Source organism: Prevotella sp. HJM029, assembly GCF_000599605.1.
In the GTDB taxonomy this organism is placed as follows: Bacteria; Bacteroidota; Bacteroidia; order Bacteroidales; family Bacteroidaceae; genus Prevotella.
In genome coordinates this window covers 53,302-53,957 of record NZ_KK082672.1, presented here as the reverse complement: position 1 = coordinate 53,957, position 656 = coordinate 53,302, and the positions used below count along the sequence as shown (strand labels likewise).

Annotated in this window: 1 protein-coding gene; it reads right to left on the bottom strand. The window is 54.7% G+C overall.

The window, feature by feature from the left end; genetic code table 11:
• Positions 1 to 58 precede the first annotated feature (58 nt).
• The coding region (locus X919_RS17140) for a DUF6261 family protein (RefSeq protein ID WP_253270137.1) at positions 59 to 656 on the bottom strand (598 nt) is incomplete at its 5' end.

Genomic DNA, 656 nt, shown 5'->3' with positions numbered 1-656 from the left:
ATCGGGGGCGGAAATGCATCGCGCACTCCCGCCCCCTCAACTCTAAATGAATGGAATTTTATGGTTTTGGCGTTACCGTGGCCGAACCATGTTCGGCACTGGGATTTTCGCCGTTGGCATGGCCGCCATGCGAATTATCCGCCGCACCATGCTTTTTGTTTGACGATGCTTTCGGCAAATCCTTCTCGGCCACCTCGACCAATTTCTTGCGGCTCACCTTCGCCCAAACGCTGGTTGCGCGGCCATCGATGGTCAGGCGATAGCACTTTGCCGTCTTCGCCCCACGACTTTCACCCGAATAATGCACGGCTTCGGCCGCCACGCCCAAGGTCTTTGCAAATGTGTCGAACAGCGGTGTGAGCATCTTGCGCTGCTCCTCAATCTTTGCATCGTTGGCCTTCGCGTTCGACGTCTCGCGCTGTTTAATCACCGTTTCACGGTCGTGCACATAGTTGTTGTAGTGCTGAATCAAGGCCGTGATTTTCTCGCTCGGTTCCAAATTATCCAATGCCACCACACGCAACAACACCTCATCGATGGCATCATTCGTTGCCGTGCGCAGCTCCTTCAAATCGTCCACATCCTTGCCCCCTTTGTAGCGGTTGTGATAGCGGTCGTCGAAAGCCGTGTTGGCTGTTTCCAAACGCGTGATGGCA